Origin of the sequence: Paenibacillus wynnii (assembly GCF_000757885.1) — a bacterium.
Lineage (GTDB): Bacteria > Bacillota > Bacilli > Paenibacillales > Paenibacillaceae > Paenibacillus_AQ > Paenibacillus_AQ wynnii.
Window position 1 is genome coordinate 1521661 of the sequence record NZ_JQCR01000003.1, and the last position, 25212, is coordinate 1546872.

The 25212-nt window shown below is 43.1% G+C and carries 28 protein-coding genes; all 28 read right to left on the bottom strand.

What is annotated here, in order from left to right:
- Positions 1 to 7: 7 nt before the first annotated feature.
- The 28 genes from PWYN_RS22360 to hslU all read right to left on the bottom strand — a co-directional run bounded on the left by PWYN_RS22360 (position 8) and on the right by hslU (position 25197).
- Positions 8 to 1411 carry a protein-glutamate methylesterase/protein-glutamine glutaminase gene (locus tag PWYN_RS22360; protein WP_036656452.1) on the bottom strand — a complete coding sequence of 468 codons (1404 nt, stop codon included), beginning with the start codon at positions 1409 to 1411 and terminating at the stop codon, positions 8 to 10.
- 34 nt (positions 1412 to 1445) lie between these two features.
- Positions 1446 to 2327 (bottom strand): MinD/ParA family protein, encoded by an 882-nt coding sequence (locus PWYN_RS22365; RefSeq protein ID WP_036656455.1) that lies wholly within the window; start codon positions 2325 to 2327, stop codon positions 1446 to 1448.
- Complete coding sequence (gene flhF, locus PWYN_RS22370; protein WP_036656456.1) at positions 2324 to 3688, bottom strand: flagellar biosynthesis GTPase FlhF; 1365 nt, start codon at positions 3686 to 3688, stop codon at positions 2324 to 2326. Before flhF ends, PWYN_RS22365 begins: the two co-directional genes overlap by 4 nt.
- Positions 3685 to 5718: a flagellar biosynthesis protein FlhA gene (gene flhA, locus PWYN_RS22375; RefSeq protein WP_036656459.1), complete on the bottom strand. Its 2034-nt coding sequence runs from the start codon at positions 5716 to 5718 to the stop codon at positions 3685 to 3687. The genes flhF and flhA overlap by 4 nt, the downstream gene beginning before the upstream one ends.
- A gap of 20 nt (positions 5719 to 5738) precedes the next feature.
- Positions 5739 to 6833 (bottom strand): flagellar biosynthesis protein FlhB, encoded by a 1095-nt coding sequence (gene flhB, locus PWYN_RS22380; RefSeq protein ID WP_036656461.1) that lies wholly within the window; start codon positions 6831 to 6833, stop codon positions 5739 to 5741.
- Positions 6834 to 6845: 12 nt separating this feature from the next.
- Positions 6846 to 7643 carry a flagellar biosynthetic protein FliR gene (gene fliR, locus PWYN_RS22385; RefSeq protein WP_036656464.1) on the bottom strand — a complete coding sequence of 266 codons (798 nt, stop codon included), beginning with the start codon at positions 7641 to 7643 and terminating at the stop codon, positions 6846 to 6848.
- 5 nt (positions 7644 to 7648) lie between these two features.
- Positions 7649 to 7921: a flagellar biosynthesis protein FliQ gene (gene fliQ, locus PWYN_RS22390; RefSeq protein WP_036656466.1), complete on the bottom strand. Its 273-nt coding sequence runs from the start codon at positions 7919 to 7921 to the stop codon at positions 7649 to 7651.
- A gap of 20 nt (positions 7922 to 7941) precedes the next feature.
- Positions 7942 to 8703 carry a flagellar type III secretion system pore protein FliP gene (fliP, locus tag PWYN_RS22395; protein ID WP_036656468.1) on the bottom strand — a complete coding sequence of 254 codons (762 nt, stop codon included), beginning with the start codon at positions 8701 to 8703 and terminating at the stop codon, positions 7942 to 7944.
- Entirely contained in the window at positions 8700 to 9227 is a 528-nt protein-coding gene (locus PWYN_RS22400; RefSeq protein ID WP_052088287.1) for a flagellar biosynthetic protein FliO, read from the bottom strand. The genes fliP and PWYN_RS22400 overlap by 4 nt, the downstream gene beginning before the upstream one ends.
- Before the next feature lie 9 nt (positions 9228 to 9236).
- Entirely contained in the window at positions 9237 to 9602 is a 366-nt protein-coding gene (locus tag PWYN_RS22405; RefSeq protein WP_019910416.1) for a response regulator, read from the bottom strand.
- A 27-nt stretch (positions 9603 to 9629) separates the two neighbouring features.
- Positions 9630 to 10958: a flagellar motor switch phosphatase FliY gene (fliY, locus tag PWYN_RS22410; protein ID WP_036656472.1), complete on the bottom strand. Its 1329-nt coding sequence runs from the start codon at positions 10956 to 10958 to the stop codon at positions 9630 to 9632.
- Positions 10948 to 11946, bottom strand: a complete 999-nt coding sequence (gene fliM, locus PWYN_RS22415; RefSeq protein ID WP_036656475.1) for a flagellar motor switch protein FliM — start codon at positions 11944 to 11946, stop codon at positions 10948 to 10950. Before fliM ends, fliY begins: the two co-directional genes overlap by 11 nt.
- Positions 11947 to 11983: 37 nt before the next feature.
- Positions 11984 to 12451: a flagellar basal body-associated FliL family protein gene (locus tag PWYN_RS22420; RefSeq protein ID WP_036656477.1), complete on the bottom strand. Its 468-nt coding sequence runs from the start codon at positions 12449 to 12451 to the stop codon at positions 11984 to 11986.
- Positions 12448 to 12672, bottom strand: coding sequence for a flagellar FlbD family protein (locus PWYN_RS22425; protein WP_036656479.1), 225 nt, complete (start codon positions 12670 to 12672; stop codon positions 12448 to 12450). Before PWYN_RS22425 ends, PWYN_RS22420 begins: the two co-directional genes overlap by 4 nt.
- A 123-nt stretch (positions 12673 to 12795) precedes the next feature.
- On the bottom strand, positions 12796 to 13614 hold the full coding sequence (gene flgG / locus PWYN_RS22430; protein ID WP_036656481.1) for a flagellar basal body rod protein FlgG: 819 nt from the start codon (positions 13612 to 13614) through the stop codon (positions 12796 to 12798).
- A gap of 97 nt (positions 13615 to 13711) precedes the next feature.
- A complete protein-coding gene (locus PWYN_RS22435) occupies positions 13712 to 14095 on the bottom strand; it encodes a TIGR02530 family flagellar biosynthesis protein (protein WP_036656484.1) in 384 nt (127 codons plus the stop codon).
- Entirely contained in the window at positions 14092 to 14595 is a 504-nt protein-coding gene (gene flgD / locus PWYN_RS22440; protein ID WP_157261241.1) for a flagellar hook assembly protein FlgD, read from the bottom strand. Before flgD ends, PWYN_RS22435 begins: the two co-directional genes overlap by 4 nt.
- Positions 14596 to 14617: 22 nt before the next feature.
- A complete protein-coding gene (locus PWYN_RS28315) occupies positions 14618 to 16003 on the bottom strand; it encodes a flagellar hook-length control protein FliK (RefSeq protein ID WP_052088289.1) in 1386 nt (461 codons plus the stop codon).
- Between the two features lie 23 nt (positions 16004 to 16026).
- Positions 16027 to 16965, bottom strand: coding sequence for a MotE family protein (locus PWYN_RS22450; RefSeq protein WP_052088291.1), 939 nt, complete (start codon positions 16963 to 16965; stop codon positions 16027 to 16029).
- Positions 16966 to 16983: 18 nt separating this feature from the next.
- Positions 16984 to 17427, bottom strand: a complete 444-nt coding sequence (gene fliJ, locus PWYN_RS22455; RefSeq protein WP_036656488.1) for a flagellar export protein FliJ — start codon at positions 17425 to 17427, stop codon at positions 16984 to 16986.
- 9 nt (positions 17428 to 17436) lie between these two features.
- Positions 17437 to 18762 carry a flagellar protein export ATPase FliI gene (gene fliI / locus PWYN_RS22460; protein WP_036656490.1) on the bottom strand — a complete coding sequence of 442 codons (1326 nt, stop codon included), beginning with the start codon at positions 18760 to 18762 and terminating at the stop codon, positions 17437 to 17439.
- Positions 18743 to 19591, bottom strand: coding sequence for a FliH/SctL family protein (locus tag PWYN_RS22465; RefSeq protein WP_036656492.1), 849 nt, complete (start codon positions 19589 to 19591; stop codon positions 18743 to 18745). Before PWYN_RS22465 ends, fliI begins: the two co-directional genes overlap by 20 nt.
- A complete protein-coding gene (fliG, locus tag PWYN_RS22470) occupies positions 19584 to 20600 on the bottom strand; it encodes a flagellar motor switch protein FliG (protein WP_036656494.1) in 1017 nt (338 codons plus the stop codon). Before fliG ends, PWYN_RS22465 begins: the two co-directional genes overlap by 8 nt.
- A 4-nt stretch (positions 20601 to 20604) precedes the next feature.
- Entirely contained in the window at positions 20605 to 22191 is a 1587-nt protein-coding gene (fliF, locus tag PWYN_RS22475) for a flagellar basal-body MS-ring/collar protein FliF (RefSeq protein WP_036656496.1), read from the bottom strand.
- Positions 22192 to 22224: 33 nt separating this feature from the next.
- Positions 22225 to 22536: a flagellar hook-basal body complex protein FliE gene (fliE, locus tag PWYN_RS22480; protein WP_036656498.1), complete on the bottom strand. Its 312-nt coding sequence runs from the start codon at positions 22534 to 22536 to the stop codon at positions 22225 to 22227.
- Positions 22537 to 22563: 27 nt separating this feature from the next.
- Entirely contained in the window at positions 22564 to 23010 is a 447-nt protein-coding gene (gene flgC, locus PWYN_RS22485) for a flagellar basal body rod protein FlgC (RefSeq protein ID WP_036656500.1), read from the bottom strand.
- 6 nt (positions 23011 to 23016) lie between these two features.
- Complete coding sequence (flgB, locus tag PWYN_RS22490; RefSeq protein WP_036656502.1) at positions 23017 to 23424, bottom strand: flagellar basal body rod protein FlgB; 408 nt, start codon at positions 23422 to 23424, stop codon at positions 23017 to 23019.
- 369 nt (positions 23425 to 23793) lie between these two features.
- A complete protein-coding gene (gene hslU / locus PWYN_RS22495; protein WP_036656504.1) occupies positions 23794 to 25197 on the bottom strand; it encodes an ATP-dependent protease ATPase subunit HslU in 1404 nt (467 codons plus the stop codon).
- Positions 25198 to 25212 lie beyond the last annotated feature (15 nt).

The following is a 25212-nucleotide window of genomic DNA, read 5'->3' on the forward strand; positions in this document are numbered from 1 at the left end:
TTTTCCGTTACTTAACCACTTGCACCAGCCTTGGAGCAATCTCTTGCAAAGGCAGGATATGTCTGACACACTGCAATTCCACCGCGGAACGCGGCATTCCATACACTACACAGGTTTCTTCGCTTTCGGCAAAAGTAGATGTTACACCTGAGTCATAAAGAGATTTCATCATTTTGGCACCATCACTTCCCATGCCAGTCATAAGTACCGCATGACGTTCCAGAGAAGTTAGAGAGAGCAAGGATTCAAATAGAGTATCCACCGAAGGCCGATGCCCATTGCGCGATTCCTCCTTGGTCAGTGATACCATATATTGCCCACCGACGGTTGAAGAAACTTTCATATGATAACCGCCTGGAGCAATATACGCAGATCCTTGCCGCAATATCATCCCGTGTTCTGCCTCGCTCACTTCGAGTGGGCTAAACGTGTTTAAACGTTGGGCAAGCGACTTTGTAAAATTAGGCGGCATATGCTGCACAATTACAATAGGCGCCGGAAAGTTGGCCGGGATATTCTCAAGCAAAGCCTTTAATGCGCGTGGACCACCAGTTGAACACCCCACAGCAACCAGCTTATTAAGGACATCCTTACCGACTACTTTCCTGTCTCCACCAGCCTTAGGGGTATCTGGGACAGCATTACTTACTGAAATGACTTGTGATAGAGGTGATACAGGCTTCTTCTCCACTTTAGTCCGATCCCTTAATTTCTCAATGGCCGGTTTCGGAGGTAGGGCTGCGGGTTTCACGATATTTTTCGGGATTCCCTTTTCCAAAGGAGCGCTATTTGATAATTTCCCTTCAGCTTTAGTATCCAAAGAAGAGGTTCGAGCAGGTGGAAGCTTGTCCCCCGCTAAGTTACGCTTGGGCTTCATATCAGCCTCAGTCTGCTTGATAACCATTTTCTCAGGCTGCACCTTAGGCAAATCAGGAACAGATAACGAAACTACATTTAAAGGTTCAAGTTCGGTTGCTTTATTAGCAGATATTCTAGCTTCTCTCTGCTTGCGGGCAAGCATTGCCTCTTTCATTTGTTCCCTTAACGATTCTCCAACTGCGATGATATCTTGCGAATTGGAGATGGATGGCTTACGAATAAAGTCAAAAGCCCCCCATTCCAGTGCCAAAATGGTCTCCTTCATACCCTCTTCATTTATTCCTGAAAGCATAATAACCGGAAGAGGATGAGAAGCCATGATTATTTTCAGCGCTTCCAAGCCATTCATTTCAGGCATTTCCACGTCCATTGTGACAAGATCCGGAGAGAGCTCATTAATCTTGTCAATAGCCTCGCGACCATTAGAAGCCGTAGCCGTCACTTGGAAGTTAGCGTCGTTTTCAATTAAATCGGAAATGATTTTTCGCATAAATGCTGAATCATCCACAACCAAAACTTTATATGGTTCCATATCATTTCCACCTCTGTTCTTGAATGAAGAACAATTATTTCGTCCGTTTCAACCACTTGCTAATAAAACCTTTGATACCTTGAAGTTTCTTAGTTTCCTCCGGACTTCCGGCCAAGTAACTAAGGGCAAGTCTTTGAATATCCTTAGCTGCTGTACTGTTCGGAAAAGCCATGGAGAACGGAATTTGCTTCTTTACGGCTTGCACCACATGAGTATCAGCGCTGATATATCCTAGAAAAGGGAGATCCAATTGTAAAAAGCGGTCAGCTGCCAACCGGATTCTATCACTTGTCGAGATGGCTTCCTTCTCGTCTCCTGCCTGATTCACAATCAATTTAAATGAAACCTCTGGATGGGATTTATGGACAACCTTCATTAGAGCATAAGCATCTGTAATGGCTGTTGGTTCCGGTGTAGTTACAACTAGACAATCATCAGCTGAGGTAATGAACTTCATGGTTTCTTTTGAAAGCCCGGCTCCTGTATCAAACAGTATAAAATCCATCTGATCAGCAATTTGTTCGATTTGAGTGGTGAAATAATTCAGATCTGCATCAGAGAGTGAAAATAATTCATCCATCCCCGAGCCTCCGGCTATAAAGGGAAGTGAACCCGGCCCCAATTGTATAATCTGTTCTATTTCTGCCTCACGCTTCAACAAATGGTACAGGTTGTACTTAGCCGTCACACCCATCAACACATCAATGTTGGCCATTCCTATATCGGCATCGAATAACAATACCCTTTTACCCATAGCCTTTAGGGCTAAAGAAAAATTTAATGTAAAATTCGATTTACCGACCCCACCTTTGCCGCTGCATACTGTAATAATGCGAGCGGTGGCTTCTCCGTCATTCATGCGTTTGGAATCCTGACTGGATACAAGCTGTCTTAACGATTGAGCCTGATCCATCATTTGCCCCCTGTTCCTAGTAGCATTCCATAGAGCTTCTCTTCCGAGGCCATTAGTAAATCATCAGGAACATTTTGTCCGTTAGACAAATAGGACAAACCAAGCGGGAAATCCTTCAGGAGATTGAACAAAGGGCCAAAACTTTCTGTTTCATCTAATTTGGTGAAAATAACTTTATCCAGCTGATACTTATTGAAGTGTTCTGTAATAATCTTCATATCACGGCTCTTAGATGTAAGACTCAAAACTAGGTAAGTCTCACTCTTCAATTCCTTTGACAGCAGACTTTGCAATTCCGCGACCAACATCTCATTACGATAATTACGGCCAGCTGTATCCATTAAGATCAGGTCGCAGCTTTCCAGTCTTGACAGTGCTCTCTGCATATCTCCTGGGGACTGCACAACCTCTAACGGAACATTTAAAATTGCAGCGTATGTTCTAAGTTGCTCTACGGCTGAAATCCGATAGGTATCCGAAGTGATAAGCCCAACTTTGCGTCCCTGTCGAAACAACTGCTCTGCCGCCAGCTTAGCAATAGTTGTGGTCTTTCCAACTCCGGTCGGACCCGCTATATATAAAATACGTGTATCCCGTGCAATACCTTTACCGATCCGTTTGGATAAAAATTGGGTTACCTGCTCTTTTAAGGACTCTTGAAACTCAGATGAGGTCCAATTACGACCCTCATTAGTCCATTGATCAAAGGTGGTATTTACCCATAGTTCAATCAAATCGATATCCAGTTCTTGTTCGATTAGGCGTTCTCTTAGATCATTTAGAGGGTCTGGCATGTCCTTAGAAGCAGTCGTTTGCCTCGCAAATCGTTCCATCCATTGCTTCATTTCTCTGATTTCTACGAGCACTTCATTATCTTGAGCTGAGGAAACAGCGGTTGTCTGCCTAACGCCCATAGATTCATATAGTGCAGAAGTTGAAGTATCCATTTCCTTCTTCAGTACAATAGGATCCATGTTTATATCGATGCTGTCCTTCTCTAGTTCAGTAGAATCTTGGAGAACTCCGACTGCATCAGATAATGCTGCTGCAAGCTCCGCATATGTGCGATTCTCTGTCTTTTGCTTCACAGAAGTAGCCTGTGATGCTCCTGAAGCCTTCATATAAGCTTGGGGTACAGCGCTACGTGGTACATTCAGTGAAGGAGTTGTTTTTTCTGGAACTGTTCGCTTCTGTTCCTTTTCAACTGCTGCGACAACCTCAATTTTCTTTTTTTTGAAAAAGCCTAAGAAACCACCTATTTTGATCTCCTTAGTACTTAAAATGACTGCATCACTTCCAAGGTCACTGCGGATAGAATGCATAGCGTCCGGCATCGTATCGACAACGTAGCGCTTCACTCTCATAAATTCACCACTCCAACACTTTGAATTTCAATATTCGGTTCAAGTTCACTATAAGACAATACCGGGATATCCTGCATGGTCCGCTCCAGTACCTGTCTCAAGTACATGCGAATGGTCGGTGAAGTCAATACAATAGGTTGATGTCCTGACTGTAATAGACGATTGACTTGCTCCGTGAACCGTTGATACAAAGTCTGTGTCGATACAGGATCAAGTGCCAAGTAGCTTCCTTGCTCGGATTGTTGAACGCTTTCGGCAATTTTCTTCTCTAATGTCGGTCCTACAGTAATTACCTTCATGGTTTCTCCAGCTTGGGAGAACTGTTGAGTAATTTGTCTGGACAACGACTGACGTACATATTCTGTAAGAATATCTGGATCTTTAGAATAGGTTCCATAATCTGCTAGGGTTTCGAAAATCGTAACGAGATCCCGAATTGAAATCTTTTCACGAAGCAGCTTGGCCAATACTTTCTGAACATCTCCGATTACCAACAGAGACGGAATTAATTCATCTACAAGCACCGGATAATTCTCGCGAAGATTGTCAACAAGCATCTTGGTTTCCTGCCGGCCGAGAAGCTCATGCCCATGACGTTTGATGAGTTCTGTTAAATGTGTTGCTACGACAGATGGGGGGTCAACTACTGTATAACCTGATAACTCTGCCCGTTCTTTAACTGATTCATCAATCCATAATGCTGGTAGTCCAAATGAAGGTTCCACCGTTTCTATCCCGTTAATAGATTCGTCATCATATCCGGGACTCATGGCAAGATAGTGATTAAGTAATAATTCACCACCGCCGACAGTATTCCCTTTAATTTTTATGACATATTCATTCGGTTTTAGTTGAATATTGTCGCGAATGCGAATAACAGGCACAACAAGACCCATTTCAAGTGCACATTGCCGTCGAATCATGATGATGCGATCCAACAAATCACCGCCTTGCCCCGTATCTGCCAAGGGGATAAGCCCGTATCCAAATTCAAATTCGATCGGGTCAACAGACAGTAGGTTGATAACACTTTCTGGGCTTCTCACCTCTTCGATTTGTTTCTCCTCGACCAATTGCTCTGCGGCAATTTGTTTGAGATTTAAGTTTTGTCCCATCCTATATGCGGAAAAAGCTAGAATTCCTGCTAAAGGTAGTGTAGTGATGATATGTATCGGGGTAAAAAATCCAAGAAATGCTATGGTTACTGATACGATATATAACAACTTAGGATAAGAAAACAGCTGCGCTGTCAGATCCTCAGCAAGATTTCCTGCTGAAGAAGCCCGGGTTACAATCAAACCGGCAGCGGTTGAAATGAGCAGGGCAGGAATCTGGCTGACCAGGCCGTCCCCTATGGTCAATAAGGAATACGTGGACAGTGAATCTCCGAAGGATTTGCCTTGAATGGTCATTCCGATAATAAATCCGCCGATCAAATTGATTAAGAGAATGATAATACTTGCAATTGCATCTCCCTTAACAAACTTACTCGCACCATCCATGGCACCATAAAAGTCCGCTTCACGTTCTACGTTGCGGCGACGGTCACGTGCTTGCTGCTCGTTAATCATACCAGCGTTAAGATCAGCGTCGATACTCATCTGCTTACCCGGCATTGCATCGAGTGTAAACCGTGCTCCTACCTCAGCAACACGCTCTGAACCTTTGGTAATTACGATAAATTGCACAACTACCAGAATTAGAAAGACAATGAAACCTACTGCTATTTGACCTCCGGCAATCCAACTGCCGAACGTAGCGACAACAGAACCAGCTTCACCGTAAGTAAGGATCAGCTTGGTTGTTGAAATATTTAGGGCTAATCGAAACAAAGTGGTTATGAGTAGAAGTGATGGGAAAATAGAGAATTCCAAGGCTTCCTTTGTATTCATCGCAACTAATATAATGGTCAACGCTATAGCTATATTGATAACAAGAAGTACATCCAGAAGCCAAGCCGGGATTGGAAGAATCATCATAAGCACGATGCCGATAATACCTATTAGAACTGTTAGATCTTTAGCTTTCAATGGTTTTTACCTCCCCCGTATTATCTGGACTTGCCTTTAAGTTTATATACATACGCCAGCACTTCCGCCACTGCCTGGAACAAATCCGCTGGAACAATATCCCCGATTTCTGCTCTTTGAAACAGCGCTCGTGCAAGAGGTTTATTTTCCATAGTCATAATGCCATGCTCTTTGGCTAGCTCTCGAATGCGTAAAGCAACAAAATCTTGGCCTTTAGCCACTATCTGCGGAGCTTCCATCTTAGATCCGTCATATTTCAATGCAACTGCGAAGTGAGTTGGGTTTGTAATAATAACATCTGCGTTGGGAACCTCTTGCATCATCCGCTGCATAGCCATTCTACGTTGACGCTCCCGAATCTTACCTTTAATTAGAGGATCGCCTTCTGACTTTTTATACTCATCCTTGATATCCTGTTTGGACATTTTCAGACTTTTTTCGTGTTCATAACGCTGATACATATAATCGAGCGCAGCCATTATCATCAGCGCCGCTCCAATTTTGATACCTAATTTAATGGTCATACCTGCACCAAATTTAAAAATTCTATCCAAGCTAATATGAGACAATGAAGCAAAGTCACTCTTTTGGGCCCATATAGTGCTGTACACTATATAAGAAATGACAAGAAGCTTGAAAATAGATTTCAGAAACTCCACAAAGGAACGCATTGAAACTATATTCTTAAAGCCTTTAATAGGATTAATCTTATCAAATTTAGGAGTAAGGCCTTCTCCGTTAGCCATAAAACCCACCTGAGCCAAGTTGACAACTATAGCAACAACGAAAGTAATCCCTAGCAATGGAGCAAGTAATATCAGAATTTGTACACCGTACTCATTAAGCAACAGTGTAACATTGTCTGGTGTAACCTCCATATTCAACCTGTTAAGATAAACATCTGTGTAAAGCGAAACTACTCGCTCTTTAATAAATCCTCCGAACATGCTCAGACTTAGTACAGCCGACAGTAGTACCACCGCACCCGAAAGCTCTGCACTTTTAGCGACTTGACCCTTTTTACGGGCATCCTGCCGCTTTTTGGGGGTGGCCTTTTCTGTCTTCTCTCCTGCGAAAAGCTGAAGATCCAGCTTGTAAAGTTGGGGCTGCGGCATGATATTCTCCCCTTACGGTGATTGAGGATTATTCCCCATCACGCCCAGTAAATTACGCATCGATTCGAACATTATGTCAAAAAGATTTTGAAAAAGGACAGCCAGAGTCGGCATTAGTATAAATAGCAGACCAAGGCCGATAAAGATCTTCAAAGGGACACCGATTACAAATACATTGTATTGCGGTGCTGTCCTAGCCAAAAAGGCAAGACCGACATCCGTTAGAAACAAAGCGGTTACTAAAGGCGCCGCCATTTGAAATGCCAATACAAAAGATTGTGCAAATGACCGAATTAGAAAGTCCGAAAGACCGCCGTTTATCATACTAAGCAACAAATTATTATCGATAGGAACCCAGTTGTAACTGTATACAATGGCATCCAATAAAAAATGATGTCCATTCATACCTAGAAACATCAGAAGGGCAATCATATATTTGAAGTTACCGAGTATAGGTGAGGATGCCCCAGTCATAGGATCAATGACATTCGCAATACCGAATCCAATCTGTATATCAATAAATGACCCAGCCGTTTGAATCGTCATGAACATTAAATATCCTATAAAACCAAGCAGCAGCCCTATCAAAACTTCTCTAATAATCAGTAAAATATAACTTAAATCTTGGGGTACATTCACTCCACTTCCACCATTGGCACTAAAAACAACCAGAGCCACAAAAAAAGAAAACCCTATTTTAAATGAAGTTGGTACACCTTTGGAAGAAAAAACAGGTACTACAACAAAAAAGGATGTAATTCGACAAAAAAACAACAGAAAGACGGGAAAGCTTTGCAGAATAGTCTCCATAGCTTTTATCTACCAATATACTGATCAAGGTTGCCTAGAATCTGGCTGGTAAAATCGATCAGTTTCGTTAATATCCATGGACCAAATATTAATAGTGCCAGCAACACCGCTACGATTTTGGGTACAAACGCTAACGTTTGTTCCTGAATTTGTGTCGTAGCTTGAAAAATACTAACGATAAGCCCTACCACTAGACCAAGGATTAGCATAGGTGCACTGACTTGAAGCACGATATATACGGCTTGGCCTGCCAGACCGATAATAAACTCCGTATTCATATCACTAGTCTCCTCTTAAGTCAGGTGTTAAAGCTTATTAGTAGCGATTTGATGACTAAGTACCAGCCGTCTACTAGTACAAAGAGCAAAATTTTAAAGGGCAGTGAGATCATTACCGGAGGTAGCATCATCATCCCCATCGCCATTAACGTACTGGCAACCACGATATCGATAATTAAAAAGGGAATAAAAATCATAAAGCCCATGGTAAAGGCTTTTTTCATTTCTCCGATAGCAAATGCAGGTACCATAACCGTTAGAGGTATATCGGAATATGTAGCTGGTTTCGTACTACCTGTGTAACCGTTATACTTCATGAACAATAATAAATCTTTGGAATCAGTCTGTTTATACATAAATTCTTTTAAGGGATCAGCTGCCTTATCAAAAGCCACAGACTGTGTAATCTCACCTTTTATATAAGGTTGTAACGCTGTTTCATTAACAGTAGCCAGTGTTGGAGACATTATAAAAAAGGTAAGGAATAGCGCAAGTCCGACTAGAACCTGGTTAGGCGGCATTTGCTGAGTACCCAAAGCATTCCTTACAAAACCAAGAACGATAACTATACGCGTGAAGCTGGTCATAAGCATAAGAAATGCCGGAGCAATACTCAGCACCGTAACAAGTAGTAATATAGATATTGAGCTGGTGCCGCTTGAACCGTTGTTATCACCAATCTTAATGTCAATGTTAGGAATGGGATCGGCATAGATTGGGCCTAAGGCAATGATGCTGATGAACCCTATCAGTAGAAATGCAATGATGAACTTTTTTTTCATAGTTTCCTCGACTCATCCTTAGTGAAATCTTTCGAGAGCAGCTCTTCAATTTTCTCTTTGCGTTCAGGTGCAGAGCGAAGCTTGGATTGAAGTACCTCGTAAAAAGTAGAAGTATCACTAAGATCGATTTCCTCAGAGGGTACTTCCCCGCGCAGCTTATTTGTTATCTTGGAGATCAGCGGCACAAGAAAATTCTTCTGGTTTGAGGATGAGTCCTCAAATGATGATATGATCAAGGCAACCTCAACCGGGTCGGTAATTTTATCCAAAAGGGAAATACTTTCACCTACCCCGATCAAGTAGAGACTGTTACCGATTTCAATGACCTGCATCGATTTATTGGGACCCAGTCCCATTGCACCTAAGGTGCGCATGGAACGAACGCTTGTCAAAGATTGATTGCGACGTCCCAAAAATCGAATTAACAACACAATAAGTATAATAATTACCGCGAGGACAAGAATAACATTAAGCAAATTCAGCAGGTTGCTACCTTGCCCTATCGACCCGGAATTGCCTGACATATTTGTTTCCTAAACACCCAAAGTTTTGTTGATAGCTTCAATTACACGGTCTGCTTGGAAAGGCTTCACGATGAAGTCTTTAGCGCCCGCTTGAATCGCATCGATAACCATAGCCTGCTGGCCCATGGCTGAACACATAATAACTTTAGCATTCGCATCCACTTTTTTAATTTCTTTCAGGGCAGCGATTCCATCCATTTCAGGCATTGTTATATCCATAGTAATCAAGTCCGGACGTAACTCCTTAAATTTCTCTATTGCTTGAGAACCGTCCTGAGCCTCTCCTACTACTTCAAATCCGTTTTTCGACAAAATATCACGGATCATCATTCTCATAAATGCTGCATCGTCCACGATTAGAATTCGATTAGCCATTTTTACAAAATCCTCCCTAAGTTATAATCATTGTAGTTTTTGAATTCGGTCCCATTGGCTTACAATATCTGTAACGCGCACTCCAAAGTTTTCGTCGATAACCACGACTTCACCCTTGGCGATTAATTTGTTATTGACCAGTATATCTACCGGTTCACCAGCCAGCTTGTCCAGCTCGATAATCGAACCTTGAGACATTTCTAGAATATCTTTGATCTGCTTTTGGGTCCTTCCTAATTCTACGGTTACTCTTAGTGGTATGTCCATCAATAAATTTAAATTATTTTCGTCGAAATTACCAAAGGTTCCACCATTGAGATTCGCAAACTGTACAGGCTGAACATTAATGTTGCGATTTGGTGCAGAATTTGGCGGCGGACCCTGCCCATATGGCATTCCCTGAGGCGGCATTCCGTATGGAGGCATCCCGGGCATTCCATACGCCGGCATTCCTGTCGGAGGGTAATAATAGCCTCCTTCTGGCATTCCTGGATAAGGTGGCATCCCCGGTTGTGGCGCATATTGTGGAGGCTGTCCAGGGTGCTGCATCGGCGGTTGCTCAGCTACAGGTGCCGGTGCCGGTGCTGGTGCCGGTGCTGGTGCAGCTGCCGGGGCTGGAGCAGGTTTAGAAGGAGCCGATGTAGATGATACTGCTGCCTCCTGATCTGCAACACTTACATCACCAAGCAGCATAGTTACCATATCTTTTGCAAAAGGAACCGGTAGAAGCTGCATAATCGTAGAATCTATCAGATCTCCAATTTTGAGACGGAATGATATACGAATAAGCGTCTCTTCATCAGGTAGGCTACCAACGCCTTCCCCACTGGACATATTAAGGATATCAATCCCTGGTGGAGATATATTGACAAAGCGATTGAATATGGTTGACATAGAGGTCGCTGAAGATCCCATCATCTGGTTCATTGCCTCTTGAACTGCACTGACATGAATTTCATTCAGTTCTTCATCCTTAGGTTCCCCTTCACCACCTAGCATTAGATCTGCAATGACTTGGGCATCCCTAATTTTAATAACAAGTGAATTTATACCTTGAAAACCATCCACATACTGCACATGAACTGCAACGTGGGGTCTTGGGAAAGCTTCCTCGAATTCACCGCGCGTAATGATAGAAACCTGCGGTGTAGTGATATCAACCTTTTTCCCCAATAATGTGGAGAGTGCAGTCGCTGCGCTACCAAAAGTAATATTACCAATTTCACCTAGAGCATCTTGTTCAAACGCCGTTAAGAAGTCATTTACAGTTTTAACCGAAGGGGCAATCGATCCTTCTGCTGATTGTCTTAAAAGAGCATCTATTTCCTCTTGGGATAAATAGTCCTTACTCGTCAAATTCTTCAACTCCTTCACTGACAATCTCGTCTATTTGCACGGCAACCCTATCTCTTATCACTCCAGGACTACCGATAAACTTCAGCTTATTCCCTACTTTAATCGACAATCCAGAATCTACAGTTTTGTTAAGCGATATCACATCACCAACGCTTAGCCCAAGAAACTCAGATATAGATAAATTGGACTCCCCGAGTTCGGCTACAATAGGAAGCTGTGCCCGGTGAACTCTTGTCTTAATAATCTCTAGCTCACCTGCATCACGCGCTCTCTTCTCCGTCACAAACCACTGGTGTACAGATAGCCTCGACATAATCGGCTCCAATACAACGTGAGGTATACACAGATTTATCATACCGGTGGTATCACCAATTTTGGTGCTGAGTGAGATCAGAGCAATCGTCTCATTTGGAGAAACGATTTGCATAAATTGCGGATTCGTTTCCAAAGCTTCCATACGGGGTTCAATATCCAACACCGTCTTCCACGCTTCCCGTAAGCTTTCAAAACACCTGCTGAAAATCCGTTCCATAATTGTCGTTTCAATCTCGGTTAGAGCAACAATTTTGGTTGGAGCCGTACCGAACCCGCCAAGAAGCCTGTCGAGCATTGCGAATGCAATATTTGGATGAACCTCCATGACCATTCGACCTTCTAAAGGCTCAGCTTCAAAGATATTTAAAATTGTCATTTTAGGAATGGAGCGGATAAACTCATCATAAGGGAGCTGCTCTACCTGAACGACATTAATCTGCACAAAGGTGCGTAATTGGGCTGAAAAGTAAGTCGTTAGATAGCGGGCGAAGTTATCATGTATCCGAGTCAGACTTCGGATATGGTCCTTAGAAAAACGCACTGCCCGTTTAAAATCATAAAGACGAATTTTTTTCTGAGTATCTTCTTTTTTTAATTCATCGGCATCCATTTCACCGGATGAGAGTGCAGCTAGTAGAGCATCAATCTCGTTTTGTGACAGTACATCAACCATTTCAATCACCCCCCTATCAAGAATAACCGGCTTGAAACTACAAAGAAGTCAAAATAAAATTGGTAATCTCAATCTGTGTCAGCTTGCCTTCAGTCAAGGTTTTGTTGATCAAATTAACTAGTTTACTGCTAAGCTGATCTTTGCCTTCCGCCCCGTTTAATTGCTCTGGTTTGGTATCGGCAAGCGTCTTAATGATGATTGGCTTGATCTTAATATCTTTAATCTTATCGAATTCTTCCTTGGATGTAATAGAATCCAATTGAAATGCGAAATTTATTAAAACGATATAATCGGGGTCTGCAAGATTAGTTTTGATGTCAGTTATTTCCGCGGTCAGCTCGACAATTTCATCGGCACTTAAATGCTTTGCTTCTACATTCTCAACAGCCGCGTTGACCTCATTTTTGTCACTTGGAAAAAATTTGCCCATTAACAGAAAGGCGGCTAATACAATTAATGTAATTGCCAGCAAAATAGTTATGAGCCATGGCAGCATCTTTTTCATGAATGGTCCTCCAATGATTGCACTTTAATGGTAGCTACGTTTGAGCCGATTTCCTTGTTATACTGCCGGATTTTTTCAATAACCTCATCGACTTTTTCAAGTACGATCAATCTTTTGCCCGTAACCAAAGTAATATATGTATCCGGGCTTTCTTCCACCATCTCCACCAAAAGGGCATTCAGCCACATTGGGGTTCCATTTATACGAGTTACCGAGATCATAGCAGGCCTCCTAACAAAAAATAGGGGAAGGAGCTCTCCCCCCGTCTGAGCGATAACACTCCCACAATTGCCGAAATGTTTCTATTAATATAAAGCGTTTATTCAAGTAGTTATGATCTACTGTTAACGTTTCAGGTTAACAACTTCCTGCAGTACCTCATCAGAAGTAGTGATAATACGGGAGTTCGCTTGAAAACCACGTTGGGCAACTATCATCTCAGTAAATTCATTAGTTAAGTCAACATTAGACATCTCAAGTTGACCTGCCACAATCGCTCCTGTTCCTGTTTCGGTATTATTGGCAGTTGTCGGTTCCAATGCACCATCCGCGTTAGCATTCAAGGTCATACGATACAGATTTCCGCCGATTTTCTCAAGACCTTGAGGGTTGGAAACCTTACCGACACCAATCTGAACACCAGGCTGTGTTGTACCGTCACTCATCGTTTGAACAATCGTACCGTCATTGGAGATCGAAAAACCGGTTACGGCTTCATCTAACTGTATAATGCCTCCAGCAGAGTCTAATACGTGCAAGCCATCAGAGGTAACTAAGTTGCGGCTCGAGTCTACATGAAAATCACCTGCACGGGTAAGAAAAGGAGTTTCTTGTGCATCAGAAAGCTTAACCAAGAAAAAACCGTCTCCATCAAGTCGCAGATCCGTTGGATTATTAGTGGTCATTGCGCTACCTGCCAAGTGTAATGTGTCAACAGAACCTATACTTACACCCAGACCGATTTGTTTGGCATTTACTCCGCCTTGAGCACCATCAGTTGGTGCAGTTACTCCGGACACCGTCTGACTCATGATATCTTTAAACATTACACGGCCCGATTTGAAGCCGATTGTATTAACGTTGGCGATATTATTCCCGATAACATCCAATTTAGTTTGAAAACCGCGCATGCCTGAAACCCCTGAGTACATCGATCTTAACATTTAATATCATCTCCCGGATTATAATAGTTCTTTGGTGAAGTAAGGACCGCGTCAGTCGGTCGGCGGTCACTCCGGCTTTCCGTTAGGACCAGCCAGTTCATGAAATAATTACTGCACTATCAATTTGGGTAAATACATTATCTTTCATAGAGCTTCCATCCATTGCTGTAACAACAGTACGATTGGCAACACTAACGATTAGTGCCATGTCTTTCATCAAGATCAGCGATTCCTTGCTTCCCTTGGCTGCTGCCTTATCGACGGCAGAAGATATTTGATCCAATTGACGGCTTCCAAGTGTTATCCCTCTTTGTTCTAATCGCTTAGCGGCATGATTACTGAATTTAAGCATATTGCGCTGCAGCACGTTCTCGAACGAAGCTTCTGGACCCCCTGTGCTTTTGGAAGCTGAGGGACGTTGTAAAGTTGATGGATGGACTACATTGGGATACATTTGGCCAATCGTCAGCCGTTCACTCATGTCGTCTCCCCGCTCTCCTCGCTGCCTCCTGTATTCGTACCACTAGAGTCAATGTTTGCTGCTGAAGGTGCAATTTTCACTTCTGTTACATCTGTAATAGCAATCTTTTTGTCTCCAACAACCGCATAATTAACACCGCTTTTTACGACTATTGAATCTACAATCCCAGATACAGGTAAAAGTGTTGTACTATCTGTCCAAGTAATACTTTTGCCAATCAGGTTGGAAGCAGAACCAAGAGACTGATTCAGGGATGTTAGCTGTGTAGAAATATTCATCAACTGCTCAACAGACGAGAATTGAGCCATTTGTGCAATAAACTCTTTATCTTCCATCGGCTGCATCGGATCCTGGTTTTGAAGCTGAGTAATAAGAATTTTAAGGAACTGATCTTTCCCCATAACCGAACTGCCTGAAGCACTGCCAGGGTTTGCGCTGTTGCCTGTAGCATAGTTAGGCCAAGTATTACTGGTTGATATTAAATTTGAAGAAGCCATAATATTCTCCTCTCTGTCTTACTCATTAGGCCTTGGCAGAAAATGATGCGGTTTGATTCGGATCTCCCGAAACTCCTGTTTCAAGCAAATCCTTCCACTCTCCACTTAACTCTGCTGCGGTTACGGCGTCTGTCGAAGCGTCATTACCATTGTTCGAACGTTTACCAGATTGTCCTCCTGAGCCGGACTGTCGACCCTCCTGATGCATTTGCGATTGGAGAGGTGTGTTATTCTGTGTTACCTCCAACTTCTCAACCTGAAGTCCCTGAGACTGTAGTGCTGCACGCAATTGAACCATTTGCTGCTCCAATAAATCCTTGGCACCGGCATGTTCGGTTACAAACTGTGCTATAAGTTGTCCGTTCTGCATTGTAATTTTGACATCAACTTGTCCAAGATTCTCAGGAAACAGTGAGATCGTAGCTTCTGCAACTCCGCCCTTGTTCACAATCTCCAGTTTGCTAGTGATCAACCCTGTCATTTCTTTAGCAAATTGATGAACAGGTACCTGAGGTACCTCTGCTTTCAGCGGTGCTGTAATTCCGTTTCGTATGGACAACTGCCCTGCGGTAACAATCTCATTGCTTTCGGTAGGGACTGTGAATTCTGGCACTGCTCCCTCATCAGATAATGACTTTTTCGCATCTGCAGTTACGACAACCTTTGTCTGAATAGTGCCTGAGAGATCCGTATCATTGCTTCCTGACTCGGCATTAACGGCTTGAGTTGAAGTAGCAGGTTTTTCGCTCTTTACCAACAGTTGATCTGAAGATTGTTGATTCTGACTCACTGCCATTTTAGGCTTGTCTGTATTCACAGAGGATTGACTCATGATTTCAGTAAAGTTATTTAGGACAGTTAACCCTTTGGTTGTTAATTCCTCATTTCCGCCAGTTGCAGCCTCCTTAATGATAGAGACTAATCGGTTAAGATCATCCTGTACGGCAAAACGAAGGGTCTCGGGATTTTGTGCTAAAGGTGACAATACTGCTGCAGCCTCCGTTTGAGTTTCCTGAGGAACACTATTAGTCAGAAGCGCTGCTACCTGCATAAGCCAGCCTTGAAGTGAAGCCAGTAATGTTGGATCGGTAGCAATTAAATCATCAAGTTTCTCTATATCCTGCGCCAACTCACTAAGCAAATCAGAATTTTGAGAAGCAGCCTCTTCTTTTGCATCATCAAAAGGTTGGATTTGTTTCAGCAAACCTTGCAATAAAACGAGCGGGTCCCCGCTTACAGCAACCGGAGCATTATTACTATCCTGAACGCCCGTCATCTTTTGAATAAGTGCTTGTGCAAAAGGCAGCAATGATCCTGTTCCCTCTGCACTTGCTACTGTGGTAGATGCCCCAGCAGTTGAAGTAGCAGTTGTTCCATTTCCTGCAGAAACCATTTGAAATACTAAGCTCATATTTTTTCACCTCCCTTCAAGTCTTATTTAGCGCCCATTAAGCGGTTAACAACCATAGCTGTCTGTGTACTATCATTTTTGGTCATTTCCCCCAAGATAGAGGATCTCACACTATCACCAACACTGCTCAAAATCGTAACCACTTTATCTGGACTGATTTTGTACATCTCACTCAACAGCTTAGCTGCTTCAGCAGCCGGCATAGTGGTAAACGTTTGGTTAAGCTTTTCCTTATCAAGGTTTGTACTGCTTCCAGATGTGGATGCTGTTGTACCGGACTGTTTCTTCAATCTTGATTGAAGGGCCGCAATCGACAAATCCGTTGAAGTTGTAATTTCCTTTAACTTTACAGATACCTCGGCAGCCGTTTCAGGGGTCATTTTTTCCAGAATAGCAGTTTTACTCGCATTGTTCATGACGCTGAAGATTTGCACCATTTCTTCTGTCGTTAGATTCTCCATAATCGGTGCTGCTTTGGATGCCTTCATTCCCGCGTATAGTTTGGCTAAGTTGGTAACCTGATTTTGGTAGGCATCCTCTTCGCTAACCGTATCTTCTTTAGCAGCGGATGCTGACTCTTCAATACTTTTAATCTGTGATTGAAGGGCCTTCACCTGAGTCTCCTGAGCCGCTTTTTCCTCAGTAACTTTTCTCAGGATTTCATTCTGATCAGCCAGCTTAGCTTTTAGTTCTTTAATGGTTGTTTCTGAGCTGGCGGCCTGTTCCTCAGCCTGCTGCTTATCATCCAAAGCAGGGTCTGCTGGTGGATCGGGAACCCATTTTTCTACTATCGGTATTTTGTTCGCAACGGTTAGCACATTATTGCGGATATCCATATTAAAAAGGGTCAGCAATACTCCCAATAATACCAGCGTAAAAATAATAGGTATCATTAAAAATAGAAACCGCTCAAATTTACCAGCTGACTCTTGATTATCGAGTTCCATTTCATTCTTCGCCACTAGCGGAAACCTCCGAGTTTAGAGGGATTTCATCGCGAATCGGACCGTAGCTATCTCATCCAATTCGTTTTGTTCCCGTAAATTCATGCTATGCTGAAACAGCACCTGAGCCTTATCCTTAGCTTTCAGCCACACCTTTTCATCCAAAACCTTTGTACTTAGCTGTTCTTGCTTATGTTGTACTTCCTGATTTGCATAAAAGATCTCTGAATGCTTACGGGTAATACATTTATCGAGATAGTCCACATAGTCCTGTAATTCGCGAATTTTATTCATTGATGTTCTCTGTTCTACTGAACTTTGCAAAGAAAGAATGACATCACTTCGCTGAACCATCAATTCATTAAGACTTTTTTCTTGGGCTTGCAGCTCCCCAAGCGCGGTTGAAAGTATCCACTCCGCCTGTGTCTTTTCATTGCCCTTCAAGTCCACAACTTTTTGAAAAGGATAATGAAATTTCATAATTCAGCTTCAACTCCTTGAGAATTGTGAAATTAAGGATTCTTGAACTTCGGCTAACGTAACTTTCTCATTCACCTTTTGTTTGGTGAAATTCCAAATGCTGTCGATATATTGGATGGACTCGTCAATTTGCGCGTTAGAGCCTCTCTGATAGGCCCCGATATTAATTAAATCTTCCGAATCCTTGTACACCGCCATTAGTCTTTTTACATTCTCTGCAGCATCTATTTGTTCTTCAGTCGCTATATCTTTCATAACCCGACTAATACTAGATAGTACATCAATTGCAGGAAAGTGACCTTTGTTAGCAATACTTCGATTTAGAACAATATGACCGTCCAGAATCCCCCGAACGGCATCCGCAATAGGCTCGTTCATGTCATCTCCATCAACCAGAACGGTGTAAAAGGCAGTTATTGAACCTAGAGGCCCTGTACCAGCCCTTTCAAGCAGCTTGGGAAGGCTCGCGAACACGGATGGTGTATACCCTCGCATAGCTGGTGGTTCACCAACTGCGAGACCCACTTCACGTTGCGCCATCGCGTACCGGGTAACAGAATCCATCATCAGCATGACATTTAGTCCGCGATCCCGGAAGTACTCAGCAATCGTTGTGGCGATTAATGCACCTTTAATTCTTATGAGTGCCGGCTGGTCAGAGGTAGCTACAATTACTACAGAACGTTGTAGACCCTCAGGTCCTAAATCACGTTCTATGAAGTCTAAAACTTCCCTGCCCCGCTCACCTATCAAAGCAATAACGTTTACATCTGCCGATGTATTTCGAGCGATCATACCCATCAGTGTACTTTTACCAACACCTGAACCTGCAAATATGCCAACCCGCTGTCCTTTGCCAATAGTCAACAACCCGTCAATTGCTCTAACCCCTATACTAATTGGCTCCTGCACTCTCGGGCGGTTCAATGGATTAGACGGAATGTTGAAGGTCGAGCTATGCGGCATACGAGCCGGAATGAGTGAACCGTCCAACGGTTGACCCAATCCATCCAATACCTTACCGAGAAGCTCAGAACCTACTTGAACACTCAATGGTTTGCCAGTTCCCACTACATCACAGCCAGGACCAATGGCTTGCAGTTCACCCAAAGGCATCAGAAGTACTTTATTATCCCGGAATCCAACAACTTCAGCCTTAAGCGGCTTAGTCCCTTTAGTGGGGTAGATGAAACATACATCACCTATGCTAGCATCCGGACCTTCGGATTCAACCATGAGGCCGATAACCTGAGTGACTTTACCGTTAACTCTGACGGGATCAAAATTCAGCAATTGTTCTTTATAACGCTTACTATCAAGCATTTTCTTCACCATTTTTGCCTTCCTCGGTATCCAGAGCGATTCTTAAAAGCTCTTTCTTGATCTCCGCAAGCTGGGTGTCGATTCGTGCATCAATACTGCCAAATGAAGATCGGATTACACAACCGTGATCCTTAACCATCGAATCAGGCAAAATTTGCAGTTCAGCCTGTGAATCAATTGCGAGCGCCAGTTCTTCCCGGGCTGCGTTTACGAATATGAACTGGGATGGAGATACACAAAGGGAGATCAACCCCTGCTCACGTTTGCGCGCTAAATTCTTTTTTATTAAATCCATAGTGAACTCGGGCTCTATCGTAAGCTGTTTCTCCACAATTTTCTCGGCAATGCCGCAGCTAAGTTCTACCAAAAAGGGTTCAGCTTCCTGAATGATGACGTCTCTTGCCCTGTGAGCATCTGCTAGTACATTTCTAGCTTCTTCCATCATTTCGGCAACTTTCCGCTTCATTTCTTCCTCAGCCTGAGAGACACCCTCCTGATAACCTTGCTGATAACCTTCAGACTTCACTACCTCTATGAGATGTTCATCTTGTTCCCGCCGCTGAAGCCACCATTGTTCAACTTCCGCACGAGCCGACTCTTTGATGAATTCAGCTTCTTCCGAGGCATTTCTTACTTGCCCCTCAGCAAACTCCTGAGCATCTCGAAGCATCTGCTTGCGGGCAAGTTCAGCTTCCTCCCGTGAAGGGTCATGATAGTGAATCTCAACAGCAGGTTCTTCTGAACCAAGCTCATGGGACAGGCCCGCGTAATGCCTGGCTTGTTCCAGTCTTTTCAGAACATCTAGAGGGACGTATTGGGAGTGTTTGATCAGCTTAGACAATAATGTCATCTCCTCCACCACGTGCGATGATGATTTCACCGGACTCTTCCAACCTGCGGATGGTTCCTACAATTCGGGTCTGCGCTTCTTCTACATCACGCAACCGAACGGGTCCCATGTACTCCATTTCTTCCCTGAATGTTTCTGCCATACGCTTGGACATATTTCGGAAAATAACGTCTCGAACTTCTTCGCTTGCGACCTTCAATGCCAACTGCAGATCTGCATTCTCGATATCTCTGATAATCCGTTGAATTGAACGGTTATCCACATTGACAATATCCTCGAATACGAACATCCGCTTTTTGATTTCTTCGGCAAGTTCCGGATCCTGTATTTCTAGGGAATCCAGAATGGTTCGTTCCGTCCCTCGGTCTACTCCATTCAGAATTTGAACGATAGATTCGATACCGCCAGCATTTGTATAATCCTGTGTAACCGTTGCTGACAGCTTCTGTTCCAGAACGCGTTCAATTTGAGAAATAACTTCAGGAGAAGTACTGTCCATAATAGCAATCCGTCTTGCCACCTCGGCTTGTTTCTCCTGAGGAAGAGAGGAGAGGATCGCTGCAGCCTGTTCAAACTGGAGATACGATAGCACTAGTGCGATCGTCTGAACATTCTCGTTCTGAATAAAGTTGAGAATTTGATTCGGATCGGCTTTACGTGCAAAGTCAAATGGTCTAACTTGCAAGGTAGCTGTCAAACGATTAATGACTTCCATCGCTTTTGTCTGACCGAGCGCCTTCTCCAAAATTTCTTTGGCGTAGTTAATACCGCCTTGTGATATATATTCCTGAGCAAGACATATCTGGTGAAACTCTGACATGATTGATTCCTTTTCACCACTGTCAACTTTGCGGACATTGGCAATTTCAAGCGTCAGTTGTTCAATTTCCTCATCCCGAAGATGTTTGAATATTTGAGCCGATACTTCAGGTCCTAGTGTGATAAGCAGGATTGCGGCTTTTTGTCGACCGCTTAATCCCTGCTGGCTAGCTTTTGCCATTCCTTCACCTCTGTTCATCAGCAAGCCATGTACGCAGAAGATTTACGAATTCATCCGGCTTCTTCTTGGCTAGACTTTCCAACTGTTTACGTACTTGACTTTCGTTCGTTATGCTATCCATATTGATGGATGGAAACTCAGTCGGAACCTGTAACGGTACATCTTCTTCTTCCTCTTCCGCTTTCTTTCTGCGACTCCGATAGAAGAGATAACCCGCTCCTGCTCCAATAACTAGTGCTCCTGCTCCGATTGCCCATATCATCCAGTTTGCCAGCTTGCCCGCAGCAGCAGCTGCAGCGTTGCTACCAAATTGTTGGGAGTACACCGAAACCTTTTTACTCAAGTCTGCGTCTGTATAGTCAATTCCAGAATCAGCCAATGAAGCGCGCACAATATTCACTAAAATGTTTTGGATAGCGTCTTTTGTCGGTTGATCCAAAGTTGTTTGACCTGAAGGTGGTTCAACTGCGACATTTATGGTTAAATCTTTAACAGTGTATGGGCTAGCTATAATATCCTTGGTAATATGGTTAACTTCATAGTTCCTGGTCTCAGATGATTCCTCAGAAGAGGAAGTTCCAGTATCAGTACCCGAAGGATAACCTGCCACATCCTGTGAACCAGTACCCGCTACACCACCACTCGTATTCCCTTGTCCTGAAAATGAATTACTAATAATTTGAGAACTGATTTCAATTCCCTTCATATTCTCATTATCCACTGGCGATACCAAATCTTCCTTGCGGCTCTCTTTATCAAAGTTCAGCTTTGAAAATACTAGAACGTCTACTTTGTCAGGACCTGTCAGGGTACTAAGAAATTGTTTTACATTCTTTTTGACTTCTTCTTCGAATTTCTTCTGCATAGTAAAGTTCTCTTCAACCTGACTTGATACCCCTGCTTGACCACCCATTGATGTAGGTTTAAGTTCAACTTCATTGTTAGCAATCGTAATATTCTCAATCGGAAGATTAGGAACCGCTGTTTTAACAAGGTTGAAATAACCGTCAATATTCTCCTGACTCGGTCTAAACCCAGGATTGAACGATAGCACTACTGAAGCAGAGGCCTTCTCTTGATCTGCCTGCGATGCAAATACCGTCTCTTTCGGCAAATTAATTAATACCTTTGCGTCTTTAATCCCTTGCATTCTTCTCATTAATTGTTCAACTTCACCATTAAGCGCATTATTATACTTTACATTAAACTCATTGTCTGTCGTTCCGATCATTGAAGAGTTTTCATCAAATACTTTATACCCTATAGACCCTCCCTGAACGATCCCCTGAGAACCTACGTCCACTTTAATCCGGGCAGCCTCCGTACTTGGTACAGAGATGCTCTTCCCATCCGTGCTTAATTGGTATGAAATACCCGATGAATCCAAATAAGTCATAACTGCAGCCGAATCCGTACTATCCAAATCCTGAAAGGCTACCTCATACTCGGTTTTTGAAAGCTGCATCGTTATAACAACGATGACAATAATAATGATAAACAGTGTCGAAAAGAATAATATCTTTTGTCTACTGCTGAATCTATTCCAGTACTGAACACCCTTGTCCCTGTACTGGGCAAATCTTTCATTCACAGTGTCACCCCATCCGAAACTTAGCTAGGATATTTATATCTGAGTTCTCATAATTTCCTGATAGGCTTCAATCACTTTGTTCCGGACTTGTGTAGTCAACTGCAAACTTAGCAATGCCTGCTGGGAAGAGATTAGTGCTTCATCTACATTTACTTCACCAAGTACAAATTTATTGTTCATTTCCTTCGCTTGCTGCTCCTGACCGGCTACCTGGTTCAGAGCATCTTCTAGGTATGAACTGAAGCTTTGCGATGAACCGGTTGGAACGGATGAAGACGGTGCCGTTGGAGTTTTCATTGCAAGCTGTTGGACAGCTTGGGCACCTATTCCTAAATTTTGTATCAATATGTTCCCTCCTTTATGTGTTTATGATTACCGTCCAATCTCAAGACCTTTGCTTACCATGGCTTTACTTGCATTAAGCATAGTAACGTTTGCCTCATAGGAACGGGAAGCGGATAGCATATCAACCATTTCTTTCGTAACGTCAACGTTAGGCATATATACATATCCATTCTCGTCCGCATCCGGATGACTTGGATTGTACACTGGCTTAAGCGGCGAGGCATCCTCTGTAATAGCCTGTACCTTAACCCCTCTAGAGCCGCCGTTCATTTTATTGTTTAAAATATCAGAAAACTTACTACTTTGAACGGCTTCAAGGACAACCATTTTTCGACGGTAAGGAACCGCTTTCCCATCAACCACCGAAGCCCGAGTCGTTTCAGCGTTAGCGATGTTGGAAGAAATCACGTCCATACGCAACCGCTGGGCAGTTAGTGCCGAGGCGCTAATCCCAAAACTGCTACCAAAATTCATACTAGGTTATCTCCCCTCAACAACTGTTCGCATCATTGAAATCTGACTATTAATTTGTTGGATATAAGAGTTATACCTAAGCTGATTTTCTGCACTAAGTGCCATTTCCCGATCAATATCAACATTATTATCGTTGTTATTCATTGAAGAAACCTCATCCGTAGTGACCACCGCGGCCGGAACAACTACATTATTTCCGAATGCAAAATGACGCGAATCAGACACTTTCGCGCTGAGTTGGGGTTTCATCCCTTTATCTTGCTGCTGCAGAAAACTTTCAAATGAGACATCAGACCGTTTGAAATTCGGTGTATCTACATTAGCGACATTATTGGAAAGAACACTTTGTCGTTTGTTGGCAGCTTCCATGCCTCCCTGCATTCTTTGAAAACTGACATTATTCAGCAATCCCATTAATATCCCCCTTCCAAAACTACCATATTGAAAAGAATTCCACAACACTACTAGTAATCCTTCTTTTTCGACAAAAAAGGCTACAAATTAGTAGCTTTCCATCGACTTAAAGTCGAATGTTGTCGTAGAACAGAAAACAGTCATAATCACATATCTTGATTTTCGTGGAAAATGCATATTATTACAATAAGAAATAAGCCCTATCTTTTCAAAAAAGAGAGGGCTTATTGAATGTTTTTTCTATATATTTACTTTTATATGGAAAATAAATACTCGTTTATGAATACGATGGATTTAATTCCCAATATTTTGTCACGAATTTTATGGATTTTTGGCGAATTCAGGAAATAGCAGCACGAAATTTGTAAACTAAAGAATATATTGACTCAAGTCTCGATCAAGAGCAATACTCGCAAGTTTATCCCGCACGTATTCGGGTGTAATAACCATAGTGTCTAGAGTCAACTCTGGAGCTTCGAAAGAAAGATCCTCCAGCAGCTTCTCCAGAATGGTGTGAAGACGGCGTGCTCCAATGTTCTCCATGTTCTGATTAACAGTAGCAGCTATCTTGGCAATTTCGTATATGGCCTCTTTTTGAAATTGGATATCAATGTTTTCTGTAGCCAATAAGTTTACATACTGCTTCGTAAGTGCATTCTCCGGCTCAGTTAAAATCGAAACAAAATCCTCCAACGTAAGACTGCTCAGTTCTACACGGATCGGAAAGCGCCCCTGGAGCTCCGGTATGAGGTCCGAAGGTTTCGCAATATGGAAAGCTCCGGCAGCCATGAAGAGCACGTAGTCCGTCTTTACAGGGCCATATTTCGTCATTACGGTCGAGCCTTCGACAATCGGCAAAATATCGCGCTGCACACCCTCCCGGGAGACATCGGGACCCGCACCCTTTCCTTGGCTTGCGACCTTGTCAATCTCATCTATAAAGATAATCCCCGTTTGCTCTGCCCGGGTAACCGATTCCTGAATGATATCATCCATATCTATAAGTTTAGAAGCTTCATCCTGAGTCAGCACTTTACGAGCTTCCCGGATGGGGAGCTTACGCTTCTTAGTCCGTTTAGGGAGGAGGCTTCCGAACATCTCCTGCATATTCATGCCCATCTGATCATTTCCTTGACCAGCAAACATGTCCAGCATCGACGGTGCGGTATCCTCAACATCCACCTCAATGATATCATCTTCCAGTTGGCCGGCCAGCAGTTTGAATCGAACTCCACGACGGCGTTCACTAAGGCTTCCGTCCTGTTCCACTTCTTCTTTGGAATCGTCCTGTCCACCACTATTGCCACCAAATATCATTTCAAAAGGATTTCGTTGGCCTTTATTCTTCGAAGTGGAAGGGACTAGGATGTTCACAATTCTTTCGTTAGCTAATTCCTCGGCACGGTCCTTGACCTTTTCTGTGCGTTCCAGCTTCACCATACGAATTGAAGTTTCGACCAGATCACGAACCATTGATTCTACATCGCGTCCTACATAGCCCACTTCAGTAAATTTTGTTGCTTCCACTTTAATGAATGGAGCGTTGACCAGCTTTGCAAGTCTTCTGGCGATCTCTGTTTTCCCCACTCCGGTAGGACCAATCATTAGAATGTTCTTCGGTACAACCTCATCACGCAACTCCTCAGCTAGAAGACTGCGGCGGTAACGATTGCGAAGTGCAACTGCCACGGATTTCTTTGCTTGCTTCTGACCCACTATATACTTATCCAGCTCAGCTACGATTTGGCGGGGTGTAAGCGATTGATTTATCATCTATACTTCCTCCAT